The 22,995-nt window shown below is 68.4% G+C and carries 23 protein-coding genes; 10 read left to right on the top strand and 13 right to left on the bottom strand.

All coding sequences use genetic code 11. From position 1 onward, the window contains the following. Positions 1 to 17 precede the first annotated feature (17 nt). On the top strand, positions 18 to 1,556 hold the full coding sequence (locus E1J61_RS19305; RefSeq protein WP_243736923.1) for an amino acid permease: 1,539 nt from the start codon (positions 18 to 20) through the stop codon (positions 1,554 to 1,556). On the opposite strand, the gene E1J61_RS38880 is transcribed toward E1J61_RS19305, so the two are convergent. Together E1J61_RS38880 and E1J61_RS19295 are read right to left on the bottom strand one after the other, a co-directional pair. After that, on the bottom strand, positions 1,460 to 1,798 hold the full coding sequence (locus E1J61_RS38880) for a type II toxin-antitoxin system YafQ family toxin (RefSeq protein ID WP_165971501.1): 339 nt from the start codon (positions 1,796 to 1,798) through the stop codon (positions 1,460 to 1,462). The two genes, E1J61_RS19305 and E1J61_RS38880, sit on opposite strands and share 97 nt — an antisense overlap. After that, positions 1,791 to 2,057 carry a type II toxin-antitoxin system RelB/DinJ family antitoxin gene (locus tag E1J61_RS19295; protein WP_133095676.1) on the bottom strand — a complete coding sequence of 89 codons (267 nt, stop codon included), beginning with the start codon at positions 2,055 to 2,057 and terminating at the stop codon, positions 1,791 to 1,793. Before E1J61_RS19295 ends, E1J61_RS38880 begins: the two co-directional genes overlap by 8 nt. Positions 2,058 to 2,702: 645 nt before the next feature. Between E1J61_RS19295 and E1J61_RS19290 the strand changes: the two genes are divergently transcribed. The 6 genes from E1J61_RS19290 (at position 2,703) to E1J61_RS19265 (ending at position 7,827) form a co-directional block, all read left to right on the top strand. Further along, positions 2,703 to 4,235 carry an NCS1 family nucleobase:cation symporter-1 gene (locus E1J61_RS19290; protein WP_133095634.1) on the top strand — a complete coding sequence of 511 codons (1,533 nt, stop codon included), beginning with the start codon at positions 2,703 to 2,705 and terminating at the stop codon, positions 4,233 to 4,235. 45 nt (positions 4,236 to 4,280) lie between these two features. Further along, positions 4,281 to 5,015, top strand: coding sequence for an aspartate/glutamate racemase family protein (locus E1J61_RS19285; protein WP_029045211.1), 735 nt, complete (start codon positions 4,281 to 4,283; stop codon positions 5,013 to 5,015). A 32-nt stretch (positions 5,016 to 5,047) separates the two neighbouring features. Continuing rightward, positions 5,048 to 6,037, top strand: a complete 990-nt coding sequence (gene puuE, locus E1J61_RS19280; RefSeq protein ID WP_133095633.1) for an allantoinase PuuE — start codon at positions 5,048 to 5,050, stop codon at positions 6,035 to 6,037. Between the two features lie 89 nt (positions 6,038 to 6,126). Further along, a complete protein-coding gene (locus E1J61_RS19275; protein ID WP_133095632.1) occupies positions 6,127 to 6,945 on the top strand; it encodes a GntR family transcriptional regulator in 819 nt (272 codons plus the stop codon). A 100-nt stretch (positions 6,946 to 7,045) separates the two neighbouring features. Beyond that, the gene (locus E1J61_RS19270) at positions 7,046 to 7,465 is read left to right on the top strand and encodes a cupin domain-containing protein (protein ID WP_133095631.1); all 420 of its coding nucleotides are present in this window, start codon (positions 7,046 to 7,048) and stop codon (positions 7,463 to 7,465) included. 8 nt (positions 7,466 to 7,473) lie between these two features. Continuing rightward, positions 7,474 to 7,827, top strand: a complete 354-nt coding sequence (locus tag E1J61_RS19265; protein ID WP_133095630.1) for a hypothetical protein — start codon at positions 7,474 to 7,476, stop codon at positions 7,825 to 7,827. Positions 7,828 to 7,841: 14 nt separating this feature from the next. Here E1J61_RS19265 and E1J61_RS19260 read toward each other — a convergent pair whose 3' ends face one another. The 4 genes from E1J61_RS19260 to E1J61_RS19245 all read right to left on the bottom strand — a co-directional run bounded on the left by E1J61_RS19260 (position 7,842) and on the right by E1J61_RS19245 (position 11,481). Beyond that, complete coding sequence (locus tag E1J61_RS19260) at positions 7,842 to 8,228, bottom strand: DUF427 domain-containing protein (RefSeq protein ID WP_133095629.1); 387 nt, start codon at positions 8,226 to 8,228, stop codon at positions 7,842 to 7,844. A gap of 76 nt (positions 8,229 to 8,304) precedes the next feature. Continuing rightward, entirely contained in the window at positions 8,305 to 9,294 is a 990-nt protein-coding gene (locus E1J61_RS19255; RefSeq protein WP_133095628.1) for a tripartite tricarboxylate transporter substrate binding protein, read from the bottom strand. Positions 9,295 to 9,367: 73 nt separating this feature from the next. After that, positions 9,368 to 10,525, bottom strand: a complete 1,158-nt coding sequence (locus E1J61_RS19250; RefSeq protein WP_133095627.1) for a CaiB/BaiF CoA-transferase family protein — start codon at positions 10,523 to 10,525, stop codon at positions 9,368 to 9,370. An 8-nt stretch (positions 10,526 to 10,533) separates the two neighbouring features. Further along, positions 10,534 to 11,481, bottom strand: a complete 948-nt coding sequence (locus E1J61_RS19245; protein ID WP_133095626.1) for a hydroxymethylglutaryl-CoA lyase — start codon at positions 11,479 to 11,481, stop codon at positions 10,534 to 10,536. Positions 11,482 to 11,695: 214 nt separating this feature from the next. On the opposite strand from E1J61_RS19245, the gene E1J61_RS19240 reads away from it, so the two are divergent. Both E1J61_RS19240 and E1J61_RS19235 read left to right on the top strand, forming a co-directional pair. Continuing rightward, a complete protein-coding gene (locus E1J61_RS19240; RefSeq protein ID WP_133095625.1) occupies positions 11,696 to 12,652 on the top strand; it encodes a LysR family transcriptional regulator in 957 nt (318 codons plus the stop codon). 175 nt (positions 12,653 to 12,827) lie between these two features. Then, on the top strand, positions 12,828 to 13,520 hold the full coding sequence (locus tag E1J61_RS19235) for an SDR family NAD(P)-dependent oxidoreductase (RefSeq protein WP_133095624.1): 693 nt from the start codon (positions 12,828 to 12,830) through the stop codon (positions 13,518 to 13,520). Positions 13,521 to 13,563: 43 nt separating this feature from the next. Here E1J61_RS19235 and E1J61_RS19230 read toward each other — a convergent pair whose 3' ends face one another. Beyond that, positions 13,564 to 14,499, bottom strand: a complete 936-nt coding sequence (locus E1J61_RS19230; RefSeq protein ID WP_133095623.1) for a LysR family transcriptional regulator — start codon at positions 14,497 to 14,499, stop codon at positions 13,564 to 13,566. A 116-nt stretch (positions 14,500 to 14,615) separates the two neighbouring features. Here E1J61_RS19230 and E1J61_RS19225 point away from each other — a divergent pair, with 116 nt between their 5' ends. After that, on the top strand, positions 14,616 to 15,293 hold the full coding sequence (locus E1J61_RS19225; protein ID WP_133095622.1) for a type 1 glutamine amidotransferase domain-containing protein: 678 nt from the start codon (positions 14,616 to 14,618) through the stop codon (positions 15,291 to 15,293). Between the two features lie 123 nt (positions 15,294 to 15,416). Here E1J61_RS19225 and E1J61_RS19220 read toward each other — a convergent pair whose 3' ends face one another. From E1J61_RS19220 to E1J61_RS19195, 6 genes are all read right to left on the bottom strand, one after another. Further along, a complete protein-coding gene (locus E1J61_RS19220; RefSeq protein WP_133095621.1) occupies positions 15,417 to 17,855 on the bottom strand; it encodes a penicillin acylase family protein in 2,439 nt (812 codons plus the stop codon). A gap of 126 nt (positions 17,856 to 17,981) precedes the next feature. Next, positions 17,982 to 19,580: a sulfite reductase flavoprotein subunit alpha gene (locus tag E1J61_RS19215; protein ID WP_207951233.1), complete on the bottom strand. Its 1,599-nt coding sequence runs from the start codon at positions 19,578 to 19,580 to the stop codon at positions 17,982 to 17,984. Further along, positions 19,577 to 20,605 carry an FAD:protein FMN transferase gene (locus tag E1J61_RS19210; protein WP_207951232.1) on the bottom strand — a complete coding sequence of 343 codons (1,029 nt, stop codon included), beginning with the start codon at positions 20,603 to 20,605 and terminating at the stop codon, positions 19,577 to 19,579. The genes E1J61_RS19215 and E1J61_RS19210 overlap by 4 nt, the downstream gene beginning before the upstream one ends. A gap of 11 nt (positions 20,606 to 20,616) precedes the next feature. Next, complete coding sequence (locus tag E1J61_RS19205) at positions 20,617 to 21,483, bottom strand: DUF4198 domain-containing protein (RefSeq protein WP_133095620.1); 867 nt, start codon at positions 21,481 to 21,483, stop codon at positions 20,617 to 20,619. A 19-nt stretch (positions 21,484 to 21,502) separates the two neighbouring features. Then, entirely contained in the window at positions 21,503 to 22,027 is a 525-nt protein-coding gene (locus E1J61_RS19200) for a DUF2271 domain-containing protein (RefSeq protein ID WP_133095619.1), read from the bottom strand. A 75-nt stretch (positions 22,028 to 22,102) separates the two neighbouring features. Beyond that, entirely contained in the window at positions 22,103 to 22,759 is a 657-nt protein-coding gene (locus E1J61_RS19195) for a PepSY-associated TM helix domain-containing protein (RefSeq protein WP_133095618.1), read from the bottom strand. Positions 22,760 to 22,995: the final 236 nt, after the last annotated feature.

Below are 22,995 nucleotides of genomic sequence, written 5' to 3'. Positions count from 1 at the left end.
TCCCGACCCAAGTCCCGATGTCCAGCCAACCTTCCATTTCCGGCGCGCCAGCGCCAACGCTGCGCCGCACGCTGCGCGCCCGCCATCTCACCATGATCGCCATCGGCGGCTCGATCGGCACCGGGCTGTTCGTGGCGTCGGGCGCCACCATCGCGCAGGCCGGGCCCGGCGGCGCGCTGGCCGCCTACATCCTGATCGGCGCGATGGTGTATTTCCTGATGACCAGCCTGGGCGAACTGGCCGCGTACATGCCGGTATCGGGATCGTTCGCCACCTACGGCGCGCGCTATGTCGACGAAGGCTTCGGCTTCGCGCTGGGCTGGAACTACTGGTACAACTGGGCGGTGACCATCGCGGTGGAACTGGCCGCGGCGCAGCTGGTGATGCTGTACTGGTTCCCCGACACGCCAGGCGTGCTGTGGAGCGCGCTGTTCCTCGGCCTGATGTTTGCGCTCAATGCCATCTCGGTGCGCGGCTTCGGCGAGGCCGAGTACTGGTGCGCGCTGGTCAAGGTGGTGACGGTGATCGCCTTCATCGGCATCGGCACGCTGATGATCTTCGGCATCCTGCGCGGCGACATGCCGGCCGCGAACGGCCTGGCCAACCTGACCCTTGGCGATGCGCCCTTCGTCGGCGGGCTGCCGGCGCTGATCGGCGTGGCCATGATCGCCGGCTTCTCGTTCCAGGGCACCGAGCTGATCGGCGTGGCCGCCGGCGAATCGGCCGACCCGGCGAAGAACATCCCGCGCGCGGTGCGGCAGGTGTTCTGGCGCATCCTGCTGTTCTATGTGCTGGCGATCCTGATCATCGGCATCCTGATCCCCTACACCGACCCCAGCCTGCTCAAGAGCGACGTGCAGACCGTGGGCGTGAGCCCGTTCACGCTGGTGTTCCGCCATGCCGGCCTGGCCTTTGCCGCCGGCGTGATGAACGCAGTGATCCTGACCGCGGTGCTGTCGGCCGGCAATTCCGGCATGTACGCCTCGACCCGGATGCTGTACAACCTCGCCACCGAGGGGCGCGCGCCGCGCATCTTCGCGCGGCTGACGCGCAACGGCGTGCCGCTGCTGGCGCTGCTGGCGACCACCGCTGTGGGCGCGCTGTGCTTCCTCACCTCGCTGTTCGAAAGCAAGTCCGTGTACCTGTGGCTGCTTAACCTGTCGGGCATGACCGGCTTCATCGCGTGGCTGGGCATCGCGGTCAGCCACTACCGCTTCCGCAAGGGCTTCGTCGCGCAGGGCCATGACCTGTCGCGCCTGCCCTACCGTTCGCCGTTCTTTCCCTACGGACCGATCTTCGCCTTCGCACTGTGCCTGATCGTCACGCTGGGCCAGAACTACCAGGCCTTCACCAGCGGCAGGATCGACTGGGTCGGCGTGGCCGCCACCTATATCGGCATCCCGATCTTCCTGGCGATCTGGGCGGGCTACCGCATCGTGCGCAAGACCCGCTTCGTGCGCTATGCCGAGATGGAATTCCCCGCGCTGCCGGCCGGCGCCAATGGCGTGGCTACGCGCGCCGCGGTTCCGGTTCCGGTTCCGGTTCCGGGAGAATAGGGGCCAGTCCCGCGGATGGCACTGTGCCGCCCGTCCCCGGGCGGCCGCACGCTATGCTTGAGGCAGGCGCGCGGCGCGCCGACCAGGCCGTGGTCGCGGCATCGTGCAGGCAAGGCCTCGTCGCGCGCCAGCAATTCGATGGTGGCGGAAAGTTCGTTTTTCTGGCCCTGCAACGCCGACCGGTATGGGCCTTCCAATTCGCGTTTGTAGTCTCGTCTGAACTGGCTCGTCAGTTCATTCATCCTCATCGTTGAGATCCGCCATCAACGCCGCCACGGACCCGAATTTGCGCAGGCCGCCGGCCCGCGCTTCTTTCAGCGCGGCAATGGTTGCAGGGTTCGGAGTTATCAGCCCCGAAGGCAAAGCCTGCTCCAGCGCGATGCGGGTCAACAGCATGCGGACGGCGTCGGAAACGGTCAAACCCATTGCTTCCAGCACGGCCGCGGCCTCTTCCTTGATTTGCTGATCGATCCGGGCACGAACGAAAGTCGAGGCGGACATGGCAGGCTCCTGCGGACAATAACGAAGCAAGGGCTTGTCCTGCGGCGGGCCTACATCGCGAGCGACTTCGCTGCTCACTTGAGCAAGCGCTCTCGTCATGGCCGCATGCAAGGCGCTGTCCAGCCTCGTCACCGTACCCTTCGCCTCGTCCTTCTGAACCTTGGGGACGGATAACCGGTAGCGGTAGTGCTGGGCACTTCGCCAACGACAAACTGCCATTGCCCGAGGCTGGCTAGATGCCGTGCTGCCGCAACTGGCCGCCAGGTTCAACGGCGCGCAGGTGATCGGGTCGGGATCTTGCCTTGCCATGCACTGCGCCCGATCCAATAGGGCGGCCGCGGCTTTCCCCTGCCACGTGTCTTTTATCTGCGGCAAGGCGCCCCTCGCCGGGACGGCATTCATGTGCCCTGTTCCGCATATTGCAGCTTCCCTCTGCCTACCCGCCAGCATGTCTACCCGCCTCGCTCTTTCGGGAAAACGAATGTTGACAATCACCAAACCGTGATCTACAACATCGTCTACACACCAAACAGATTTTGTAGACAATTTAGTAGACAGCACAGCAAGCAATCCCATGGCGCACGAAAGAGCCAGACAGCCGCACGTTCGCCTATCGTCAAGACAACCATCTGCCAGGAGACTCAGATGATGCAAACGACCGTAACGCCAGATGCGACCGCCGGCGCGCCGCAGGCGGGGCATGCCGCACACGGCAATGCCCTGATCAAGCCCACCTACGACGAGCGGCTGACCAACGAGGACCTGGCGCCGCTGCGCAAGCAGACCTGGGGCACCTACAACATCTTTGCCTTCTGGATGTCCGACGTACACAGCGTGGGCGGCTACATCACCGCCGGCAGCCTGTTCGCGCTTGGGCTGACCAGCTGGCAGGTGCTGGTATCGCTGCTGGTCGGGATCGTGATCGTGCAGTTTTTCTGCAACCTGGTGGCCAAGCCCAGCCAGGTGACCGGTACGCCCTACCCGGTGATCTGCCGGGCCTCGTTCGGCGTGCTCGGCGCGAATATCCCGGCCATCATCCGCGGACTGATCGCGGTGGCGTGGTACGGCATCCAGACCTACCTTGCGTCCAGCGCCTTCCTGGTGCTGGCGCTGCACTTCTTCCCATCGCTGGCGCCATATGCCGACGTCAAGCTGCACGGCTTCGCCGGGCTGTCGACGCTGGGCTGGGCCGCGTTCATGGTGCTGTGGGTGCTGCAGGCGCTGGTCTTCTGGACCGGCATGGAGACCATCCGCAAGTTCATCGACTGGGCCGGCCCGGCGGTGTACGTGGTAATGATCGCGCTGGCGATCTGGCTGGTGAACAAGGCCGGCTGGGAAAACGTCAACTTCACGCTGAGCTTCGTCAAGTACACCGGCTGGGAAGCGGTGCCGGTGATGCTGAGCGCGATCGCACTGGTGGTGTCGTATTTCTCCGGCCCGATGCTGAACTTCGGCGACTTCTCGCGCTATGCCAAGGATTTCAAGTCGGTCAAGCGCGGCAACTTCTGGGGCCTGCCGGTCAACTTCCTGGGCTTCTCGCTGCTGACCGTGATCACCACCTCGGCTACGCTGCCGGTGTTCGGCAAGCTGATCACCGACCCGGTTGAAACGGTGAGCCATATCGACAGCACCTTCGCCATGCTGCTGGGCGCCTTCACCTTCATGACCGCGACCATCGGCATCAACATCGTCGCCAACTTCGTATCGCCGGCGTTCGATTTCTCCAATGTGTCGCCCAAGCACATCAGCTGGCGCACGGGCGGCATGATCGCCGCGGTGGCCTCGATCTTCATCACGCCCTGGAACCTGTACAACAACCCGGCCGTGATCCACTACACGCTGGATGTGCTGGGCGCCTTCATCGGCCCGCTGTTCGGCATCCTGATCGCCGACTACTACCTGGTGCGGCGCCAGCACGTGGAAGTCGATGACCTGTACACGCTGAACCCGCGCGGCCGCTACTGGTACCGCAACGGCTTCAACCCGGCGGCGGTGGCCACCATGATCCCCGCGGCCATCATCCCGATCCTGTGCGTGGTGGTGCCGGCCTGGCAGGCTGCGGCCAACTACAGCTGGTTCATCGGCATGGGCATCGCGCTGGTGCTGTACCGCCAGCTGGCACCGCGCATGATGCCGGGCCACCTGGCCGCGCCCGCCGCTGCCTCCAGCCAGGCTTGAAACGACATCACTCCTTCGACAGCATCCATCCCAGAGCCGCGTCCCATGAAGCTGAAGATCATCAACCCCAATACCACCGAAAGCATGACCGAGAAGATCGGCCAGTGCGCCCGCGCCGTGGCCGAGCAGGGCACGCGCATCAGCGCGGTCAGCCCGCGCATGGGCCCGGCCTCGATCGAGAGCCACTATGACGAGGCGCTGTCGGTGCCCGGCATCCTCGACGAGATCCTTGCCGGCGAACAGGAAGGCGTGGACGGCTACGTCATCGCCTGCTTCGGCGACCCCGGCCTGTACGCGGCGCGCGAGGTGGCGCGCGGCCCGGTGATCGGCATCGCCGAGGCGGCAATGCACATGGCCAGCATGGTCGGCAGCAGCTTCAGCGTGGTGACCACACTGGCGCGCACCTGCAATATCGCCTGGCACCTGGCCGAGCGCTATGGCATGAAGCGCTTCTGCAGCAACGTGCGCGCCTGCGACCTGCCGGTGCTCGACCTGGAGCGCCCCGGCTCGGACGCGCGCCGCATCATCACCGAGGCCTGCCGCCGCGCGCTGGTGGAAGACCGCAGCGAATGCATCGTGCTCGGCTGCGCCGGCATGACCGACCTGTGCGACGAAATCGCCGACGCCATCGGCGCGCCGGTGATCGACGGCGTGACGTGCGCGGTCAAGCTGGCCGAGGCGATGGTCTCGGTGCGGCTGGCCACCAGCAAGCGCGGCGACTGGGCGCGGCCGCTGCCCAAGGCGTATGCCGGCATGCTGGCGCCGTATGCGCTGAACTGATGTTTCCAGAACCTCTTACCTTATCGCGCAACATGCTCCAGACACGTTATCCCCGCGACCTGACCGGCTACGGTGCCCAGCCGCCCCACGCGCGCTGGCCGGGCGGCGCGCGCGTCGCCGTGCAGTTCGTCCTCAACTACGAAGAAGGCGGCGAGAACTGCGTGCTGCACGGCGACGCCGCCTCCGAGCAGTTCCTCTCCGAGATCGTCGGCGCCGCGGCCTACCCCGACCGCCACATGAGCATGGAGGGCATCTATGAATACGGCTCGCGCGCGGGCGTCTGGCGCATCCTGCGCGAGTTCGAGAAGCGCGGCCTGCCGCTGACCATCTTCGGCGTGTCGATGGCGCTGCAGCGCCATGCCGAACTGACGCGCGCCTTCGTCGAGCTGGGCCACGAGATCGCCTGCCACGGCTGGCGCTGGATCCACTACCAGAACATCGACGAGGCCACCGAGCGCGAGCACATGCGCATCGGCATGCAGATCATCAAGGAGCTGACCGGCGAGCTGCCGCTGGGCTGGTACACCGGCCGCGACAGCCCCAACACGCGCCGGCTTGTAGTCGAGCACGGCGGCTTGCTGTACGACTCCGACTACTACGGCGACGACCTGCCCTTCTGGACCGAGGTGGAAGTCACCGGCGGCGAGAAGAAGCCGCACCTGGTGGTGCCGTACACGCTGGACTCGAACGACATGCGCTTTGCCACGCCGCAAGGCTTCAACACCGGCGAGCAGTTCTTCCAGTACCTGAAGGATTCGTTCGACGTCCTCTACGAGGAAGGCGATCCCGCAGGACACGACAGCCCCAAGATGCTGTCGATCGGCATGCACTGCCGGCTGCTCGGCCGCCCCGGCCGCTTCCGCGCGCTGCAGCGCTTCCTCGACTATGTGCAGGGCCATGACAAGGTGTGGATCTGCCGCCGTGTCGACATCGCGCGGCACTGGGCGCAGGCGCATCCGTTCCGCCCCGCGACGGCTGGCGCTGCCGTTGCCAACCCGGTGAAGGAAGCCGCGACGGCCTGACCAGGAACGTCCGCGTCGCCATATTTGTGTACGATATAGCCGTGTTTCGTCGCCACTTCCGGCGACACCCCGACTGTCCGTACCCTGATATGGCAACCACATCGAAGAAGGCGGCGCCCGGCGCCGCGGCAAAAGCGCCGCGCCGGCCCGCATCCAAAGCGGCACCGAAAGCCGCACCCAGGCCCGTCCCGCCAGCCACCCCGGAGGAACCGGCCGGCAACGAGTCCGCCGCCGGCGAGGCCTCTGCCACCGAGGCCATCTACCTTGGCCTGCTGACGGCGATCATGGAGCATCGCCTCCTGGCCGGCACCAAGCTGGTCGAAGAACGCCTGTGCGAGGTCACCGGCGCCAGCCGCGCCCGCATCCGGCAGGTGTTCGCCCGCCTCGCGCATGAAAAGCTGGTGACGCTGGTGCCCAACCGCGGCGCCTTCGTGTCGAGCCCCACCGTCGACGAGGCGCGCGAGGTCTTTCAGGCCCGCCGCGTGGTCGAGCCCGCGCTGGCCGCCGAGCTGGCGCTGGGCGCCACGCCGGCCAAGGTCCGCAGCCTGCGCCGCCATGCCATGGAAGAGGACAACGCTCGCGCCCGCGGCGACCGCGCCGCGATGATCCGGCTGTCCGGCGAATTCCATATCCTGCTGGCCGAGATGGCCGGCAATGCGATCCTGGAAAAACTGATCCGCGAGATGGTTTCGCTCACCTGCCTGATCATCACGCTGTACGACCGCCCCGGCGCACCCGCATGCGCCGAGCACGAGCACCGCCAGCTGATCGATGCCATCGAGCAGCGCGATGCCGCGCGTGCCAGCGCACTGATGGCCGAGCACCTCGAGCACATCGAAGGCTCGCTCGACCTGAGCATGCCCGACAGCGGCGCGCCCGACTTCTACAGCATCTTCAGCAAGGGTTGATTGAAGCACCCGGTGCGCCGGCCTGGTATTGCACTCGCCGCATGGCAGCCTAGACTGCGTGGATAACAACCCGCACTTGCAATGCGCCGCAGGGGGTGTCATGGCTGCCACTGCCGAAACCGTCACAACCCAGCGTCCGCCGCTGGCCTTCGAGCGTCTCTATGCCGATGCCGACGGCGAATCCCACTTCGGCCCGGTTTCCGTGGCCATCACGGAGAGGCTGTTTGCCCCGCCCGCGCGGGCCTTCTGGGTATCGCCGCTGGCCGATGCGGCGCGACAGGGGTTCCTGCTGGTGCCGGCCGGCTGGGTCGGCACGCTGCACCCGTCGCCGATACGCATGTGGATCTTCGTGCTGGCCGGTGCGATGGAGTTCGAAGCCAGCGATGGCGAGCGCCGGCCGCTTGCCCCGGGCAGTGCGCTGCTGCTGGAAGACACCACGGGCAAGGGGCACGTCAGCAGGGTTATCGGTACTGACGACGCCACGCTCGCCGCGGTGCAACTGCCCGAAGGCCGCGGCTGAGGCGCCCGATGGAACCACCCACCGAACCCGCTACGCCACCAAGGCCCGTACCACCGCTGGTGCCCAGCGGCTACCGCCAGGGCATCATCACCGCCATCACGGTGCTGCTGGGCTTTTCATTGGCGTTCTGGCGCTTCTGGGGCTTCGAAAGCCCGGGCCACTGGAACGTGCGCGCGGTGTTCGCTGCGATCTCGCTGCTGGCGGCGGTCTCGCTGCAGATCGTGGCGCTGTTCCGCGCGCTGCGCATCGAGGACGATGCGGTGGAGGAATATCGCAAGACCGTACGGTGGTTTATCGCTTCCGCACTGGCGTTGCTGACGGGACTGGCCGTGGCCATGATCGACGCGGCGCTGTCTCCCTGACTGCGCCGGCACATTCAATCGCCGATGCCGCCGATATCGATGCTGTCGACGCGATCCGGGTAGAAGGCCACGTGCGACGCAATCGCGGCGACCGCGTCGTAAGGCGTCTCGTAGCTCCATACCGCATTGCGCCCGCGCTCGCCGGCGGCGGGGATGGAGAAGTAGCTGCAGTCGCCCTTGTAGGGGCAGTAGGTGGCGTGATCGCTGCGTGCGAGCTGCGCCATGTCGACATCGGCGCGCGGGATGTACTGCACCGGCGCGTAGCTGGCTTCCTGCAGCGTCAGCGCCGCGGTGCTGTCGGCGACAATACGGCCCGCCACCTTCACCACCACTCGTCCTTGTGTCGGCGTGATAGTGATGGGATGGTCGGGGCCGGGTATCTTGACGGGCTTGCCTGGCATCGTCGTGCTCCTGCATGGCGGGATCAGGGCATTCTAGGCGCTTGCCGGTTTATGTGCCGCGTGTGTGGTCGCCGGCCTATTCGACCTTGACGTTGGCCTTCTTCACCAGCGCGGCGTAGCGCGCGGCTTCGCTGCGGAAGAACGCTGCAGCGGCCTCGGGCGTGCCGGGCTCGACCACCGTGCCCTGCTTCTTCATCGCTTCCAGCACTTCGGGCGACGTGAAGGCCCTGGCAAAGGCATCGTGCACGCGCCTGACTTCCGGCGCCGGCATGCCGGCCGGGCCGATGACAGCGAACCAGCCCGCGACGTTGTAGCGCGGCAAACCCTGTTCGGCGATGGTGGCAATGTCCGGCGCGGCGTCCGTGCGCTTGTCGCCGCACAGGCCGATCGCGCGCAGCGTGCCGGCCTTCAGGTGCGGCGCCACCGCATTGAGCGCGACCACGCCCATTTCCACCTGCCCGGCGAGCAGGTCGTTGATCATCGGGCCGGTGCCCTTGTACGGCACATGGCGTGCCGTCACGCCCGCCTCGTCCAGGAACATCTCGCCGGCCAGGTGGATGATGGTGCCGTTGCCCGACGACGCGTAGTTGTAGCCATCGGGCCTGGCCTTGAGCAGCGCCACCAGCTCTTTTACGTTCTTCGCCGGCACCCTGGGGTTGACCACCAGCACCAGCGGCGTGGTGCCGATCACGCTGATCGGCGTGATGTCCTTGATTGCGTCGAACGGCATCGCGCGGAACACGCTGGGGTTGATCACGTGGTTGTTCGATACCAGCCCCAGCGTGCTGCCGTCGGGCTGCGCCTTGACCACGGCCGCGGCACCAGTGATGCCACCCGCGCCAGGCAGGTTCTCGATCACCACCGGCTGGCCGAATGCCTTGCCCAGCGCGGGGCCCGCGGCACGAGCGATGGTGTCGACGCCGGAGCCGGCGCTGATCGGCAGGATCAGGCGCACGGGCTTGCCCGCTCCGCCCTGTGCGAGCGCTTCTAAGCCAGGAACGGCGAGGGTAACGGCGAGCGTGGCGGAAATTGCCAGCACGGACTTGAGCAGGGTGCGACGTTGCATGGATTTGTCTCCGTATCGTTATCGTGGGGCGATGCCGGCGCCGCTGTGCCGCGGCCTGCCGGGCAGGCGCAGTTCAGCCGCGGCCCTTGCCGAGCTGCGCCAGGATCTCTTCATTGTGCTCGCCGGGCCTCGGCAGCGGGCTGCGCACGCCGGGGCGGCGGCCGCCCATCAGCAACGGCAGCAGCACCGTGGGCGTGGTCGAGCCGTCGTCGGCCTGCATCGGCACCAGTCCGCCGCTGGCGAGCAGGTGCGGATCGTCGAGCAACTGGTCGGGGCGCACGATCGGCGCATAGGGAATGCCGGCCGCTTCGAGCTTCGGCGCGAGTTCCGCGGAACGATGGTGGCGCAGGATCGCACCCAGTTCTTCCAGCAGTTGCGCCCGCACGGCCACGCGCGCGGTGTTGCTGGCGTACTCCGGCTTGTCGATCAGTTCCGGATGCTCAAGCACGTGGCACAGCGTGACGAACTGCTTGTCGCTGACCGCGCCGATAAAAAGCTGCTCGTCCTGCGCCAGCGTGAACACGTCATACACGCTCCACGCCGACACGCGCGACGGCATCGGCGGCGGCGGCTCGCCGGTCATCGCGAATTGCTGCATGTGCTGCGAGGCCAGGAACACGCAGTTCTCGAATAGCGCGCTCTGGATCTCCTGCCCCTTGCCGGTGCGGTCGCGCTCGCGCAGCGCGGCGAGCACGCCGATCGCGCCGAACATGCCGCCCATGATGTCGTTGACCGAGGTGCCGGCGCGCAGCGGCCGGCCGCTCGGGCCGGTCATGTAGGACAGGCCGCCCATCATCTGCACGACTTCATCGAGCGCCAGCCGGTTCTCGTACGGGCCGGGCAGGAAGCCCTTGTGCGAGACGTAGATCAGGTGCGGGTAGTCGCGCGACAGCGTGGCGTAGTCCAGCCCCAGCTTCTGCATCAGGCCGGGACGGAAGTTCTCCAGCAGGATGTCGCTCTGGCCCGCCAGTTCGGCGGCGGCGGCGCGGCCTTCGTCGGTGGTGATGTCGAGCACCACGCTTTTCTTGTTGCGGTTGAAGGCGCGGAAGAAGCCGATGCCCAGGCCCGGCAGGTTGCGCGTCTTGTCGCCGCCGGGCGGCTCGACCTTGATCACCTCGGCGCCGAGGTCGGCCAGGATCATGCCGCAGGTGGGGCCCATCACCATGTGCGTGAATTCGACCACGCGGACGCCGGCGAGCGGCAGGGAATTGCTGTTGCTGTCTTGGGGCATGTTGGTTCTCAAACGGTGGCCGCGACGCGCTCGGCCGCGAAAGTCTTGGGCAGGCCGGCGCGCCACAGCGTACCGTGCAGGGTCTCGTCGCGCAGCCAGCCGGCCACGTCTTCACGCAGCGCCAGCAGGCGCCCGATGTCGATGCCGGTGTCGATGCCCATGCTGCCGAGCAGGTAGGCAAGGTCTTCGGTGGCAACGTTGCCGCTGGCGCCGGGCGCATGCGGGCAGCCGCCGATGCCGGCCAGGCAGGCGTCGAAGCGGGTCACGCCGGCCTCGAGCGCGGCATAGACATTGGCCAGCCCGAGCCCGCGCGTGTCGTGGAAATGGCCGCACCAGAAGCGCTCGCCGGCGATGGCGATAGCGCGCGCGAACAGCTCGCGCACCATGACCGGATCGGCGTAGCCGACGGTATCGGCCAGGCTGACGCGGTCGGCGCCGGCATCGAGCAGCGCCTGCATCAGCCGCAGCACTTCATCGGCATCGACATGACCCTGCAGCGTGCAGCCGAACGCAGTACCGACGCCGCCTTCGATCAGCGTCTTCGCGCCGCTGGCATCGCGCGCGGCGCGGATGCGCGCCACTTCGGCCACGACTTCATCGGGCGTCTTGCGCAGATTGGCAAGGCTGTGCGCGTGGCTGGCCGACAGCGGCACGATCATCAGGTCGGCGCCACACTCCAGCGCGTCCTGCGCGCCGCGCAGGTTGGGCACCAGCACCGACGTGAACATACCCGGCAGCGTGCGCGCGAACGCGACCAGTTCGGCGGTATCGGCCAGTTGCGGCAACAGGCGCGCGGGGACGAACGAACCGACTTCCAGTTCGCGCAGGCCGGCGGCGTGGGCGCCGCGGATCCAGGCGAGCTTGCTGGCGGTAGGCAGGATGGTGCGGATGCTTTGCAGGCCGTCGCGCAGACCGACTTCGCGGATCACGGCCTGGCTGGGGAAGGAAAGGGTCATGGTTCTCGGGGACTGGTGAGGCGTCCGTGCGGGGGCGACGGGATAACTCTATGAGTTTCTCCAGGCAAGCTGAAGCGATGGTTTACGCATCCAGACATGCCGAAACGGAAAGTCATCACGTGCCCTCTGTCACGCTCCGGGATTTCCCGGATGCGATGTCATCGCGCCTCCAGGCGGCGTAGCATTCCAATCCGGAAACCAAGTTGCCCCCGCCATGCGAGACCTCGACCTCACCACGCTGCGCCTGTTCGTCGCCGTCTGCGAAACCCGCAACATGGCGCGCGCGGGCGAACAGGAACACATCGTTGCGTCCGCCATCAGCAAGCGGCTGGCGCAATTGGAAGAGACCGTCGGCGCCACGCTGCTGGAACGCCGCCGCCGCGGTGTCATCCCCACCCCCGCCGGCGAGATCGTGCTGGGTCATGCGCGCGCCATGCTGGCGGCGGCCGACCGCGTGACGCGCGACATGGTTGACTACGGCTCCGGCGTGCGCGGGCAGGTGCGCCTGCTCGCCACGGTGTCGATCATGGCGGAATCGCTGCCGGACGACATCGCCGCCTTCATGCAGTTGCCGGCGCACCGCGACGTGCGCGTGACGATCGAGGAGAGCCTGAGCAGCGAAGTGGTGCGCGCGCTGCGCGACGGCACGGCGCCGCTGGGCATCTGCTGGGACGCGGCCGACCTGGAAGGCTTCCAGACCCGCCCCTACCGCACCGACCACCTCGCCGCCGTGGTCCACGCGGGGCACCCGCTGGCGCGCGCGGATACCTGCCTGTTCGAAGACACGCTGGACTACGATCAGATCGCCATGCCGGCGCAGACCGCGGTGCAGATCATGCTGACGCGCTATGCCGCGATCCTGGGCCGCCGCATGGCGCATCGCGCGGTGGTGTCCACCTTCGACGCCGCGCTGCGCTGCGTGCGCGCGGAACTCGGCATCGTCATCATCCCGGCGGAGATCGCCACACTGGTCGCCACGGCCTTTGGCCTGCGCGTGATCCCGCTGCGCAACGACTGGGCGCGGCGGCGCTTTGCGATCTGCTGCCGCGACTTCTCGCTGCTGTCGCCCGCGGCACAGCTGCTGGTGCAGTTCCTGGAAGAAGCCGCGGCGAAGGAAGCGGCGGCTGCAGGCGTTGTGCCCGCGAAGACCCTGGTACGGCGCAAGCGATAAGGCCCGCGCGCAACTTCCTGTGTGTTTCGAGGGTTAGCCCGAGGTGTTTTCGCAAGCTTATGTTGCGTGCCGTTGCGTAGACTGGCTTGCGTTTTTCGCTGCCGGCCACGATGGTAAAAGCCGGTGTGAAGCCTGATCACGACAATGCGCGCCGCCACGGCGCAGGAGCACGCAAATGAACTTCAACGGCAAGAACGTACTGGTCACCGGCGCACGCGGCAACCTGGGCCGCGCAGTCGCGCACGCCTTCGCGCAGGCGGGCGCGCGCGTGGTGCTGCTGGACCGTCACGACGCACCATTGCCGGAAGTCGGCAGCGGCCACCTGGCGCTGCAGGCCGACCTGCTCGATGCGGACAGCCTCGGCAAGGCCATCGGCGCAGCCGTGCAGGCGTGCGGGCGCATCGACGTGGTGTGCAACCTGGCCGGTGGTTTTGCGATGGGCACGGGCATCCACGAGACCAGCGCCGCCGACTGGAACCGCCTGTTCGACATGAACGTGGGCACGGTGCTGAACATGGCGCGCGCGGTGGTGCCGCACATGCTGGCCGCCGGCGGCGGCGCCATCGTCAACGTGGGCGCTAATTCGGCGGCGCGCGGGCTGGCGCAGATGGGCGCCTACTGCGCGTCCAAGGACGCGCTGGCGCGTGTCACCGAATCGATGTCGGCCGAGCTGCGCGACCAGGGCATCCGCGTCAACGCGGTGCTGCCCAGCATCCTCGACACGCCCGAGAACCGCCAGGCCATGCCGGATGCCGATACCTCGCGCTGGGTCGCCCTCGATGCGCTGGCCGACGTGATCCTGTTCCTCGCCTCCGACGCCGCGCGCGCGGTGCAGGGGGCGCTGGTGCCGGTGGTCAACCGCGCCTGACCGCTGGCCGGGCCGGCTTGCGCGCCGCAGGCCTGTCCTGCGGCTATGGCTGCAACAGCGGCTGCGGCTGCACCGAGCCGGCCACTTCCTGGATCTGCTGGCGCAGCCAGCGCCGCAGCCGGTCGGCGTCGGTGCGGGCATGCCAGATCTGCATCATCTCCACCCTGGGCAAGGCAAACGGCACCGGCAGCAGCAACAGGTCCGGGTCGCGCGCGACCGCCTCATCCGCCACCGACCGCAGGCAGGTCAGCAGCAAGGCCGTGCCGCGCACCAGCCGGCTCGGCGCCAGGAAGCTCGACAGCCCCGCCACCACCTTGCGCTTGCGCCCTTGCGCCGCCAGCGCGCGGTCGACCACGCCGTTGAGGTCGCCGGTCAGCGTCGTCAGCAGGTGCTCGCAAGCCAGGAATGCATCGAGATCGAGGCCGCGCGCCAGGTGCGGGTTGGACCTGGATGCCAGCACGACGAAGTCTTCGCTGCACAGCCGCTGCTGGTGGAAGGTATCCGGCAGGTCTTCGTAGAACCCCGCGATCGCCAGGTCGCAGGTGCCCTTTTCCAGCTCCTCGCGCGGCAGCTCGCCGCGGGTGTTATGCGTGACCACGACCAGCCCGGGTGCGTCGCGCCGCAGCCGCGGCAGCAACGCGGGCAGCAGCAGTTGCTCCATGTAGTCGGTGGTGTAGAGATGGACGGCCTCGCCGCGCGCAAGGAAATCGCGGCCATCGCAGGCCTCGTAGAAGGCATCCAGTTCCGCCACCAGCCGCTGCACCTGCGGTGCCAGCTCGTGCGCGCGCGGCGTCGGCGTCAGGCCGCGCGGCGCGCGCACGAACAGCGGGTCGCCCAGTTCGTCGCGCAGCCGGTTCAGCTTGTGGCTGAGCGCCGGCTGGCTCAGCGCCATGCGCGCCGCCGCGCGCGAGGCATTGCCTTCCTGGTAGAGCACATGGAAGACGTAGAGCAGGTTCAGGTCCTTGCTGACGATATTCATTTTTTGGATGGCAGAAATCGAAGATTCGAAGTTTTCGAATCATATCCAGCTGCGTAGGATGTTGCCAATGCCGGGGCTGCCCCGGCTGACCGTGGACGCAAAACCGGAGAACGAACATGCAAATCCTGATGGTGCTGACCTCGCACGACCAGCTTGGCAATACGGGCAAGAAGACCGGCTTCTGGCTGGAGGAATTCGCCGCGCCCTACTACGTCTTCAAGGACGCCGGCGCCGACATCACGCTGGCTTCGCCCAAAGGCGGCCAGCCGCCAATCGATCCCAAGAGCGACGATCCGGATGCACAGACCGATGCGACCCGCCGCTTCCGCGCCGACACCGCCGCGCAGCAGGCGCTGGCCAGCACGCTGACGCTGGACCAGGTAAAGGCCGACGACTTCGACGCCGTGTTCTATCCCGGCGGCCATGGCCCGCTGTGGGACCTGGCGGAAGACAAGCGTTCGATCGCGCTGATCGAGCAGTTCGACCGGCTCGGCAAGCCGGTGGGCGCCGTGTGCCATGCGCCGGGGGTGCTGCGGCACGTCAAGGGCGCGGACGGGCAGCCGCTGGTCCAGGGCAAGGAAGTCACGGGCTTTACCAACAGCGAGGAAGAGGCGGTGCAGCTCACCGAGGTGGTGCCGTTCCTGGTGGAGGATGTGCTGAAGGCCAGCGGCGGGCGGTTTACGCGAGGAGATGACTGGGCCAGCCACGTTGCGGTGGCGGGACGGCTGGTGACGGGGCAGAACCCGGCGTCGTCGGAGGCGGGGGCTGAGGCGGTGTTGGGGTTGTTGAAGTAAGGCGAGAGTCTTCCACCTGCTGGCGGTTTGCACCCCTCGCCCGCTTGCGGGAGAGGGGTGCGTTTGCAGGGGGTGGTAGCTTGCGGCAGACGGTTGAGCTTGCGATGCGCCGGTTGAAGGTTCTTACTGCGGCACCAGCTCCAACCTCTCCCTGCTCACCCTCTCCACCGCCTTGCGCGTATAAACCAGCGGGAAATACTCCCCCTTGGCCCACAACGGCGCCAGGTCGCGGTAATGCGCGCTCGCAGGATTGCCCGACTGCCCCGGCGTGTTGATCACGCGCGAGCCGTCCCAGTTGCCAACATCCAGCACCATGCGGAACGAGGCCCCCGCGGTCAGCCGGAAATCGTTGTTTCGGTAGCTGGTATTCATCGGCGTAAAGGCCGAGCCGCCGATCGGGCCAGCGTTGATGTTGAACTGCTGCCGCTCGGCGTCGTTCAGGATCGGGTCCATCGGATGCGTGAACACCGCGGTGTGCAGCTTGCCCCATTGCCAGCCGCGCGGGTCGGGGCCGAGCTTGCCTTCCACCTCGGCCAGCGCGGCCTTCAGCGATTCGAGCATCACCGCATTGCGCCGCGCCGCCGGCATCCACGGATCTGGCTGCTCCAGCACCGCGACCACGCGCGCTGCATCGCCGGCGCCGACCAGCCGGGCGGCATCGGCGGGCAAGGCCGCGCGCACCACCGCCGGGCGCAGGTGCTTGCTGAACCAGACTTCGAACAACGCCGCCGCGGCGCTGTCGGCGCGTTCGTTGCCGTCCCAGCCGCGCAGCAGGTCAAGGCCGCGCGCCAGTTGCGCGTCGTCGCTGCGCACGTCCTTCAGCAGCGCCACCACGCGCTGCGCCGGCAGCGACACCGTGTCGTTCTGCCACGCCATCGAGTCCTGCACCGAGCTGCGCGGACTGGCGCCCACCACCGCCTTCAGGCGCCGCGCGCGCGAGCTGTCGCTCCATTCGTAGCCCACGCCCGGCTTTGCCGCCGGATGCTCGGGCGGGATGTTGTTCTCGTTGGCGGTGACGATATAGCCGGGCGCCGGGTTGTAGGCCCACGGCAGCTCGTCCATGTTGCGGTAGCCGGCCCATTCATAGCGGCCGTCGCCCGGCACCGGCGTCAGCCCGTCCCAGTTGGGGCGCTTCACGGTCAGGCCGCCGGGGATCCAGCCGATATTGCCGCCGGTGTCGGCATAGACCTGGTTTTCGCCGGGCGCGCCCCAGCGGTTCATGGCGGCGCGGAACTGGTCCCAGTTGCGCGCGCGCATGTAGTCCATCGAGCCGAAGTACGGCGCCATGCCGTAGTCGAGCCACGCGGCGCGCAGCACCCAGGCGCGCGCGGCGTCGGCGTACAGCACCGGGCCGTGGCGGGTGAAGTCGACGGTGACCTTGCGCGGTGCTGACTCGCCCTTGACGACGATCTCCTCGGTGACGGTCTCCATCGGCTCCCAGCGGCCCTTGTACTTGTATTCGCGCGCGTTGGCCGGGTTCAGCTCGTAGCCGTAGAGGTCTTCCTGGTCCATGTAGAAGCGCGTCAGGCCGAACGCGATGGTGCCGTTGTGCCCGATCGAGATGCCTGGCAGGAACGGCTCGCCCGCGCCGATCACCGACATGCCGGGCGCGTTCAGGTGGCTGATGTAGCGCAGGCTGGGCGCGCCATGCGAGCGGTGCGGGTCGTTGGCCAGGATCGGCCGGCCGGTGGTGGTGCGCTTGCCGCCGATGACCCAGTTGTTGGAGCCGAGGCTGCGGCCGGTGTCGCTGTTGGGGTCGACCAGTGCGTAGAGCTGGTCGAGCGGGATGCTGGCGTTTTGGGCGCCGCTCCATGCGTCCTTGGGAAAGCGCGCAGCGGCGGTGGCCAGCTCGTAGGCACGGCGCAGCTCGGCAGCGGGCACCGTGCAGGGATCGAGGCCGGCGCTGAGTCTGGGTTCGACCGGCGGGTCGAGCTCGCGCCGGATCCAGTCGGCGCGCACGGCATCGGCCTTGGCTTCGCAGAACAGGCGGGCGCGATCGATCTCGCCGGTGAAGTTCAGCGTCAGGCCGTGGTGGCGGATGCGCACGATATCCTCGGCCTGCCAGCGCGCGGGCTTGTAGTTGAGCTTGCGGAACTCGGGCGGCAGCAGTTCCGGCTTCTGCTCGGTCAGCGCCACGTAGGCGTTCACGCCCGCAACGAAGGCCTCGGCGACGCGCTTGGCGTCGGAGCCGTAGGCCAGCCATTCGCGGTACATGTCGCCGCGGAACAGCACCGCGCGCGCCATGCGGTCGCCGTCGGCATAGGCGGGGCCGAAGTCCTTCGCCATCTCGCCGAGGCCGCGCTTGCGCCACAGGTCGATCTGCCACAGGCGGTCGCGCGCTGCCATGAAACCCTGCACGTAGAAGGCGTCGTAAAGCGTGCCGGCGTAGATATGCGGCACGCCCCAGCGGTCGACCAGCACGGTCGCGGGTTTCTCCAGGCCGGGAACGGCCAGGGGGTCGGCGCGCGCGGGCGCCTCGGCCATGGCGGCGGGGATGGTGGTGGCAACGGTGGTGGCAGCCAAAGCCAGCGCAGCGGCAAGGCGGCGGGGGGTGCGTCGCATCAGGTCTCCTCGGTTCTGTGTTCGCTGCAAATGCTTTGCAGTCCACACCGAAGATAGTGCATGCGCGGCCGGGGCGCGAGTGGGTAAAGGAAGGCGCGGCCGATCTCCGCACGGCACGTGGTGCAATCAGTAGACGTCGCGCCGGTAGCGGCCCTCGTCGGCAAGCTGGCGCAGCGCGGGTTCGCCGAGGATTTCCGTGAGGGCCTCGTTGACGCCGCCGGCCATGCCTTGCAGGCTGCCGCAAACATAGATGGCCGCGCCTTCCTGCACCCACTCGCGCACCAGCGCCGCCTGCGCGCGCAGCGCGTCCTGCACGTAGTGCGGCGTGGCGCCGTCGCGCGACCAGGCGTGGTCGACACGCTGCAGCGTGCCGTCGGCCCGCCATGCGGCCAGTTCGTCGGCGAAGAAGGCGTCATGCTGCGCCGAGCGCTCGCCGAACAGCAGCCAGTTGCGGCGCCGTGCCGCCGCGGCGCGCGCCTTCAGGTGGGCGCGCAGGCCGGCCAGCCCGGTGCCGTTGCCGACCAGGATCAGCGGCCGATCGTCGGCGGGTGGATGGAAGCTGCGGTTGGCGCGGATGCGCAGCGCAATGCGCGCGCCCACGGCTGCATGCTCGGTCAGCCAGCCGGAGGCCAGCCCCAGCCGGCCGTCGTCGCGGCGCGCCTGCCGCACCAGCAGTTCGAGGCGGCCGTCCTGCGGCAGCGAAGCAATTGAATACTCGCGGTGCGGCAGCGGCGACAGCGCATCGACCAGCTGCTGCGGCGGTACGGCCTGCATCGCGGCAAAGTGGACGTCGGGCAGCGGCATGCGCGTGGCCAGCGCCTCGGCCAGCGTCAGGTCGCGGGCGTCGCAGCGCACCGGCGTGGCACCGTCCAGCGCGAGGCGCGCCAGCAGCCGCGCGACCTCGGCCGGCGCATGGCATGGGCCGACTTCGGCGATATCGCCCGGCTGCCAGTCGAGCGCGTCGCGGTCCCGCGGCTCCAGCACCACGTGGAACGCCGGCGCGCCGTGGCTGCCGGGATTCAGGCGGCGGCGCTGGGCCAGCACCCAGTCGCCGTAGCGCGGGCGCTCCCAGTCGGCAATCTCGGCGCCGCCGCTGAGCGCCGACAGGTGGTTCTGCCAGTGGCGCAGCGCGCCGGCATCGCCGTTGTCGACCTCGATCAGGTCGAACAGCGGCTGCGCGCGATGGCGCTGCAGCCAGTGGTCGAGCGCGTGGCCAAAGGCGCAGAAGCGCGCGTAGCTGCTGTCGCCGAGCGCCAGGATGCCGTAGCGCAGCTCGCGCAGCCCGTCCGCGCGGCCAGCCAGCAGCCGGCGCGCAAACCCGCAGGCGCTGTCGGGCGCGTCGCCCTCGCCGGTGGTACTGACCACGAACAGCGCCTGCCGGCAGGCGGCCAGCCGGCCGGCATCGACATCGGCCAGCGACAGCAATTGCACCGGCATGCCGGCGCCCTGCAGCGCGGTCGCGGTCTGCAGCGCGAGCTGCTCGGCAAACCCGGTCTGGCTGGCATAGGCGACCAGCGTGGCGCCGTCCGTGGTGCCTGCCAATGCCGCCACGCGCGTGCGCCGCTGGCGGTGGGTCGCCAGCACCGTGCCGCAGAAGCCGGCATAGGCGGCGACCACGCCGGCGGCGATGGCGCTGCGCGACGGTCCCAGCAGCGACAGCGCCACGCCGCCGGCCAGCGCCAGCCAGCTGGCGCCGGCAAAGGGTGAAAGGATGGGACGGCTCATGCCAGCATCGCGGCAAAAGCCGGGGAAAGATGTTCGTCGAAACCGCCCGGCGTGCGCACCAGGAAGCGCGCGGCAATGCCGTGGCGGCGCGCGTGCGCCATGCCGGCCTCGGGGCCGAGCACGGTCAGCGCGGTGGACAGCGCATCGGCCAGCATGCACTGCGGGTGGATCACCGTGACCGAAGCCAGCGCGTGGCTGGCCGGGTAGCCGGTGCGCGGGTCGATGGTATGCGCATAGCGCCGGCCGTCGCGGTCAAAGTAGCGCCGGTAGTCGCCGGAGGTGGCGACGGACAGGCCGTGCAACGCCAGCAGGGTCTGCCCGTGCTGTTTTTCCTGTTTTTCTTGTTCGTCGCTGCCCAGGCCCGGCGGCGCTTCCAGCGCGACCCACCACGGCATGCCGTCAGGCTTGACGCCATGGCCGCGCAGTTCGCCGCCGATCTCGGTCAGGTGGTGCGCCAAACCCTGCGTGTCGAGGTAGCGCGCCACCGCGTCGACGGCAAAGCCCTTGGCGATGGCGCAGAAATCCAGTGACACGCCGCCGGGCTGGCGCGCGCGCCTTGCATCGTCATCGAGTTCGATGCGCGACCAGCCACAGCGGCCGCGCGCTGCCTGGACGGCATCGGGCGACGGCGGCGCGCCGCGCCGCGGCGCCGGGCCGAAACCCCACAGGTCGACCAGCGGCCCGGCGCTCGGGTCATATGCGCCGCCGCTCGCGCGCGCCACCTGCAGCGCGCATTGCAGCACGGCAAAGCAATCGGGCGGCAGCTCGTGCCAGCTGCCCGCCCCGGCGCGGTTGAAGCGGCTGATATCGGAATCCGGCGCCCAGTTGCTCATCTGCGCAATCACGCCGTCGATCACCGCGGCGATGCCTGCGCCGATGGCATCGGCATCCGCAACCGGCGGCAACATGGCCACGACCGACCAGGTCGTGCCCATGCTCGCGCCGCCCCAGCGGTGCTGCCGCGCATCGCGCGCCGGCGGCACCGGAGGTGCTTGCAGCGCGACGGGGACCAGGATGCGGTTCATCAGCGCAATGCTTATTGCGGCAGCACTTCTAACGTGACCGCGTAGGTCGCGCGGCGCGACTTGGCCTGCTTGAAGGTCGCCTTGTCGTCGCGCACCTCGGCTTCCATCCAGTACATGCCGGGCGCCGGCCACTTGACGCTGAACTTGCCGTCGGCGTCGGTGGTGACGCTGAGCTCCTGCAGCTTGTCGCGATAGCGGATGCCGCCCGGCACCACCTCGACCTTCAGATTGGCGGCGGGCTTGCCGTCGAGCAGCAGGCGGAAGCTGGCGGTGTCGCCTGCGACCAGGTCGTTGGGATGCGTAATCGGGGCCAGCTCCAGGCCGCGGCCGGTGGTGCGCAGGCCCTTGTCGCTGGGCTTGCCGGCGGTGACGAAGGACTCGACCCGCCCTTCGGCCTGCGTGACCGTCAGCTCCTGCGCGTTGGCCGGGACTTCCCTGGCGAAGTTCTCCGCCGAGCCGCGCCAGCGCTTTGCCTGGCCATCGACCTTGTAGCTGGCGAACAGGCCCTGGTTGACCACCGCCACGCGGTACGTGCCCGGCTGCGTCAAGTGCACGTCGAAGGTGCTGCGGTACTTGCCGGTCGCCGCGTTCTCGGCCTTGACGGCGCTGCCGTCCGGTGCGGTCACCTGCAGGTTGTCGAGGCGCAGCGGCACGTGCTCGAAGTAGAACAGGTCGTTGGAGACCGCGGCGTCCACGGTCACCCACGAATCGTTGCCCGACAGCACGGTGGCCGACGGCAGCAGCCACTGGCGGTGCGCGTGCGCGGCCAGCGGCGCCAGCGCGGCCAGGGCGAGCACGGCCAGGTTGGTGGCCATGTGGGTGGCCATGCGGGAACGGGCGGGGGACAGGATGGCAGACAGGTTGGCGGCGGGTTTCATCGTCAGGCTCCGGGAAGGATTACGGCTTCAGGTCGACGGTGACACCGCCGAGTTCGTGGTCGCCCTTGGCGCGGGTGGTCTGTGCGGCTTGCGGCGGCCAGGTGAACGGCACGCGCACCAGCTCGCGTCCGCCGACTTCGCGCGCGGCTTCGACCACCAGCTGATAGTCGCCCGCCGGCAGCTTGCCCAGCGGGTTCTTGCCGTCGCGGAAGCTGACCGTGTGCTCGCCCGGCGCGCGGGTCGCGCCCGAGATGCCGTCGGCCGGCATGTTCAGGTCGCGGCCGGCCTTGCGCCACCACTGGCGCATGTCCTTGAGCCACTTGGTGCCCTCGTTTTCCTTGAGCTTGCCGTCATACCAGACCGCCAGGGTCTGCACCGGGCTCTGGTCGGCGCGCTCGACCCACATCGCCACATAGGGCTTGTGGTACTCGGCCACGTTGAGTCGCGGGATTTCCACCTTGACGTTCAGGTCGGCGGCCAGCGCGGGGCCCGCGAACGGGACCGTGGCCATGCCGGTCAGGGTGACGGAGAGCAGTCGGCGCATATTCGGAGAAACCTCGTCAGTGAGATGCAGCAGGAAAATCGATCGGGATGCCGGCGAGCCTGGCCAGGGCCAGGCTCAGTGAATGAACAACACCGCCAGCAGCAGCGGCACCACCAGCCCCAGGGCGACCAGCGGCCAGGTCGCCAGCCGCCCGCCCGCATGCAGCTTGAGCAGGAACAGGCCGGTGACGCTGAAGACCAGGCACGCGAACGCGAACACATCCAGGAACAGGCTCCATGCCTGGCCGGTGTTGCGGCCCTTGTGCAGGTCGTTCAGGTAGGAGATCGCGCCGCGCGTGGTTTTCTCGTACTGGGCCTCGCCGCTGTCGAGCTCAAGGCTGACCCAGGCATCGCCGCCCGGGCGCGGCAGCGCCACGTAGATTTCATCGGCCGACCATTCGGCCTCGCGCCCGCCGGCATCGACATCGAGCGCCTGTGCCAGCCAGGCGGCCAGCGCTTCGGGCACGGGCGCCTTGCGATCGCGGGCCTTGCCGTCGCCAGCGGGCTCCTGCGCGCGCAGCGTGTCGAGCAGCGCAGCGGGCGCGGTGGCATGGCGCGTCTCGACCGCGGGCTTTGCCTCGATCTGCGATGCGTGGTTAAGCGTAAATCCGGTCACGGCAAACAGCATCATCCCGATCAGGCAGATCGCGGAACTGATCCAGTGCCACTGGTGAAGGTGCTTGAGCCAGAACGCGCGGCGCTGCTGGCCGAAAGCTGGCTGGGATTCGGTCATCGCGGTGGTAGGCGGCTGGCCCCGGTAGGACCGGCGGCCGGCCCTGCTGGGAATCCTGGGAAGCTGGAGCGCCGCCTTGCACACAAGACGCAGGGGTTGTGCCATTGCCATCACAATGACGGACGCAGGAGAGAAGGATAATCGTTCGCATTTGAATGCGCAAACGGTTCCGGGCGCGTCAGGTTACGGCGCATTACAAGGGGCAGGCTTTGTTGTGTGTGTGTGCGGCGCGCGCC

The sequence above is a fragment of the Cupriavidus sp. L7L genome, from assembly GCF_004353535.1.
Classification (GTDB): Bacteria; Pseudomonadota; Gammaproteobacteria; order Burkholderiales; family Burkholderiaceae; genus Cupriavidus; species Cupriavidus oxalaticus_A.
Note: the sequence above shows the minus strand (reverse complement) of the source record. Positions and strands in the feature narration are given on the sequence as shown.